Raw genomic sequence first — 4147 nt, forward strand, 5'->3', positions numbered from 1 at the left:
AAAGTACTTAATAATTATATTAAGCCCATAATAAAAAAATTAAATCCAAAACACAATACTGAATGGGAAGTCCAAAAAATTAGTTAAAAATAGAATAAATTATATTTAAATAAATAAAATTAAATATGCAATTTACTATAAATGATTTTGCCAATGATTCTTCAAATGATTTAACAGTTGAGGAGTTAGCAAAAAGATATGGATATTCTGTCGATGAAATATTGAATGCAAAAATTGATTAAACATTAAAATCTTGTAAAATTATTTAATTTATAAAGACTAATATTTTAATTGATGAAGGAAGTACAAAAAACATTCAAATCAATTGTGGAAAATCCAAGACATGTTTTTAAACTAACAGTACAGGGTATTCTAGTTGGTATTTTCTCCGGTTTGATGGTATGTTTGTACAGATTTCTTTTAAATGGCTCTGAAGATATTTTAAGAAGCTATTTAAGTATTATTAATGGCAATATACTTTATATTATCTTATTTTTTGTATTCTTAATAATTCTGGCATTGCTGACTGCTTACCTGATGAAATGGGAAAGTGATGCTCGTGGAAGCGGTATTCCTCAGGTAAATGCAGAGCTTAAGGGATTTATGGACGTCAACTGGTATAAGACACTCTTTGCCAAAATCGTTGGAGGTGTCTTCACGGCTTTGGGAGGTCTGTCCCTTGGTCCTGAAGGTCCTTCCGTTCAAATAGGTGCTATGGCCGGTAAGGGTGTCTCCAAAATATTCAATGAATCCAAAACCGATGAGCTGAGACTGATTCTAGTCGGTTCTGCAGTGGGTATTACTGCAGCATTCAATGCTCCGCTGGCCGGTGTTATCTTTATTCTGGAGGAGATCAATCATGGATTTGACAAGACGTTGGTGTTCGTTGCACTGGTGTCAGCTATTGTATCTGATTTTATATCAAAGCTGATTTTCGGCCAGTCTACAGTGCTTTCTTTTCCTATAGCAAACATTCCATTGTCTTCCTACTGGCTTCTGGTTTTGCTTGGTGTTGTTTTGGGTCTGCTCGGATATCTTTATAATGTCGGAATGATTAAGGCAGAGGATTTATGGGCTAAAATTCCTGATTTGAGCCTGGAAGTTAAATTCATTATAGTCTTTGTGGTTTCAGGTGTAATAGCTCTGGTAATGCCTGAAATCAGTGACGGCGGACATTATATGATGGGAATGCTTGATGTTGCAATGCCTTCACTCGCTTTGCTTCTGGTTTATTTTGTTGCCAAGTCACTCTTTTCAATATTTTCATTTTCATCCGGAGCTCCTGGAGGAATATTTCTGCCTATTCTGGTATTGGGTGCTTATATCGGAGCGATTTTCGCATCAGTTTTCATTCCGATTTGCGGCCTTGAAAGCATTTTGATATATAAGTTCATTATTATTTCAATGGCCGGATTTTTCACAGCAACTGTTAGATCACCGATTACGGGAATTGTTCTTTTGTCTGAGATGTGCGGTTCAACGGATGCTCTTGTGGCCATGCTTATCGTTTGTCTGATAGCTTATATTGTCCCTACTCTTCTTGGAAATGAACCTATTTATGAGGCTCTTCTTGAGCGTTTATTGGACAGGCGTCAGGAAAAATTCACTCCTGTGCCTTCACGCCATGTATTTTCGGAGTATGTCGTTCCTCTGGAATGCAAATACATAGGTGTTGAGATTAAAAACATTCCTTTCCCAAAAAACTCAATTGTTGTTTCAATTATAAGAAACGGCAGTTATGTCATTGCAAAGGAGGACTTTAAGATTAATTATGGTGATCAGATCCATATTTTAACTGATGTCAATGATTTCCCTTATGCAAATCGTGAAATCGAAGAGATTATTAACGGCAAATCTACATGAGTGAGATAATATTTTGAAAAGTCCAGTTTAAAATTAATTTAATAGGTTCTGTCATTAATCAAATCACTAGATTTCTTATCAAATATCAAAATAATTATAGGTAAATGTGATAATATGAATCCAATTTTTGAAAGGCAAAGCGTCAGAAAATTTCTGGATAAAGAGGTAAGTGAAACTCAGATTGAAAATCTCCTGAAAGCCGGAATGCAGGCACCGTCCGCATGCAACCAGCAGGCATGGGAGTTCATTGTAATCAATGACAAAAAGGATATGATTGAAATCTCTGAAATGCACAGATTCGCCAAGCCAGCCGGCGAAGCATCAAAACTTATTGTCGTTCTGGGCAATCTTAAAGAGGCCAGACTGGAATATATGATTGAACAGGATTTGGGAGCGTGCTGCGAAAACATACTGCTTCAGGCAACCTATGAAGGTTTGGGTGCTGTATGGCTGGGTTTTCATCCGATAGAGGACAGATGCCTGAAAATCAGAAAGTATTTGAATATTCCTGATTACTGCATTCCTTTTGCCGTAATTTGTGTCGGCTATCCTGCAATTGATAGTGATGTAAAATTAAGGTATGATGATGTAAAAGTTCATTATGGCCGGTATTAGAGATGTTTCAATATTTCAAATCCGTTTTGGGTGCATTTATACAAGCGTCCTTTTCTGACTTCCTCATTTACGCAGATTACAAGGTCCTGCTTTTTCAAATCGGCCAGCGCCGCAGACACCTGGCTGGTTCTGATGCCGATGTCTCTTGCGATTTCTGAAGGCATTTTCATATCATCGCCAATGCTTTTCAGGGTGTTTGTTCTGTATGGTGAAATCTTAATATATCCCAGTTTGCGATATAGCTCTTTTTCTTCCATGATATTAATTTTTGTTATTTGATTAAAAATTTTTATATAAGCTTTTATCGAGATTTGAATAGGCTTAGATTTTTTTGAATATAACTTAATAACATATTCTTTACTTTTGGCCTGTTTTCATATAGTGTTTTTTGCACGCAATGGTCTTGATAGAAAATTGATTTAGGCAAATATAAATAATAATAAAACTAAAATTCTAATTAATAACTTACTTATTTGTAAGTTTACTATATTATTCGAGGTTAAATGATGGTAAGTGTAAACTTAGAAGCTAAAAAAACCGTAGATGTAATGATTGAAAAAGCAGATGCATTAAACATCGCAGTATCAACTTTAGAAAATGGTGCTACTGTTTTAGATTGTGGTGTGAATGTAGACGGAAGTTTTAAAGCAGGTGAACTTTATACTAAAGTTTGTCTAGGTGGACTAGCAGATGTCGGAATTTCAATTCCTGGAGACTTGTCCGAAAAATTCGCTCTTCCTTCTGTAAAAATCAAAACAGACTCCCCTTCCATTTCAACTTTAGGTTCCCAAAAAGCAGGATGGTCTGTCAGTGTAGGAGATTTCTTCGCATTAGGTTCAGGTCCTGCCCGTGCAATCGCATTGAAACCTGCTGAAACCTATGAAGAAATCGGTTATGAAGACAAAGATGCTGATTTGGCTATCTTGACTTTGGAAGCTGACGTATTGCCTGGCGAAGATGTTGCACAATATATTGCAGACGAATGTGATGTTGACGTTAAAAACGTATACCTGCTTGTAGCTCCTACATCCTCCCTTGTCGGTTCCATCCAGATTTCCGGAAGAGTTGTCGAAAACGGTACCTACAAAATGCTGGAAGCAATCAAATTTGACGTAACCAAAGTAAAACACGCAGCAGGTATTGCTCCTATCGCACCGGTTGATCCTGACGGATTAAAAGCAATGGGTAAAACCAACGACGCAGTACTCTTCGGCGGAAGAACCTACTACTATGTTGAATCCGATGAAAACGATGATATTGCTGATGTGGCTGCAAAATTACCATCATCCGCAGCTGACGGATATGGAAAACCATTCTTCGATGTATTCAAAGAAGCTGAATTCGACTTCTACAAAATCGATAAAGGAATGTTTGCTCCAGCAGAAGTTGTTATCAACGATTTAACAACCGGTAAAATCTATAAAGAAGGATTTGTAAACGCAGACTTACTCAAAAAATCTTTCGGCGTAGATGAATAGATTTGATCAGCTATCTTTCGATAGCTCTTTTTTTTAATTTTTAACAAGCTTTTTTTTAAGAGGATTCACCATAATTCTCTAATTTAATACTTTTCATGTTTTTTACTAATTTCTAGTTATTTATGTGTTTATTTGATGTTTGGGTGACTTGTGTTGGTTATTTTTATTTTTAAGTATTATTCAGGTTTTAA

4 protein-coding genes are annotated in these 4147 nt (G+C 36.1%); 3 read left to right on the plus strand and 1 reads right to left on the minus strand.

The annotated features are described in order from the left end of the window. Positions 1-294: 294 nt before the first annotated feature. Together IJQ68_RS00450 and IJQ68_RS00455 are read left to right on the plus strand one after the other, a co-directional pair. Positions 295-1863, plus strand: a complete 1569-nt coding sequence (locus tag IJQ68_RS00450; RefSeq protein ID WP_292795519.1) for a ClC family H(+)/Cl(-) exchange transporter — start codon at positions 295-297, stop codon at positions 1861-1863. A gap of 114 nt (positions 1864-1977) precedes the next feature. After that, positions 1978-2478: a nitroreductase family protein gene (locus tag IJQ68_RS00455; RefSeq protein WP_292795522.1), complete on the plus strand. Its 501-nt coding sequence runs from the start codon at positions 1978-1980 to the stop codon at positions 2476-2478. Here IJQ68_RS00455 and IJQ68_RS00460 read toward each other — a convergent pair. Beyond that, positions 2475-2735 (minus strand): transcriptional regulator, encoded by a 261-nt coding sequence (locus IJQ68_RS00460; protein ID WP_292795525.1) that lies wholly within the window; start codon positions 2733-2735, stop codon positions 2475-2477. The two genes, IJQ68_RS00455 and IJQ68_RS00460, sit on opposite strands and share 4 nt — an antisense overlap. Before the next feature lie 249 nt (positions 2736-2984). Here IJQ68_RS00460 and mch point away from each other — a divergent pair, with 249 nt between their 5' ends. Next, positions 2985-3956 (plus strand): methenyltetrahydromethanopterin cyclohydrolase, encoded by a 972-nt coding sequence (mch, locus tag IJQ68_RS00465; protein WP_292795528.1) that lies wholly within the window; start codon positions 2985-2987, stop codon positions 3954-3956. The last annotated feature ends 191 nt before the right edge of the window (positions 3957-4147 follow it).

The sequence above is a fragment of the Methanobrevibacter sp. genome (assembly GCF_017447225.1).
In the GTDB taxonomy this organism is placed as follows: Archaea; Methanobacteriota; Methanobacteria; order Methanobacteriales; family Methanobacteriaceae; genus Methanocatella.

Bases quoted from the DNA above. Each gene is read 5' to 3' on its own strand.
- mch (WP_292795528.1), top strand. From the start codon at position 2,985: ATGGTAAGTGTAAACTTAGAAGCTAAAAAAACCGTAGATGTAATGATT.
- IJQ68_RS00460 (WP_292795525.1), bottom strand. From the start codon at position 2,735: ATGGAAGAAAAAGAGCTATATCGCAAACTGGGATATATTAAGATTTCA.
- IJQ68_RS00450 (WP_292795519.1), top strand. From the start codon at position 295: ATGAAGGAAGTACAAAAAACATTCAAATCAATTGTGGAAAATCCAAGA.
- IJQ68_RS00455 (WP_292795522.1), top strand. From the start codon at position 1,978: ATGAATCCAATTTTTGAAAGGCAAAGCGTCAGAAAATTTCTGGATAAA.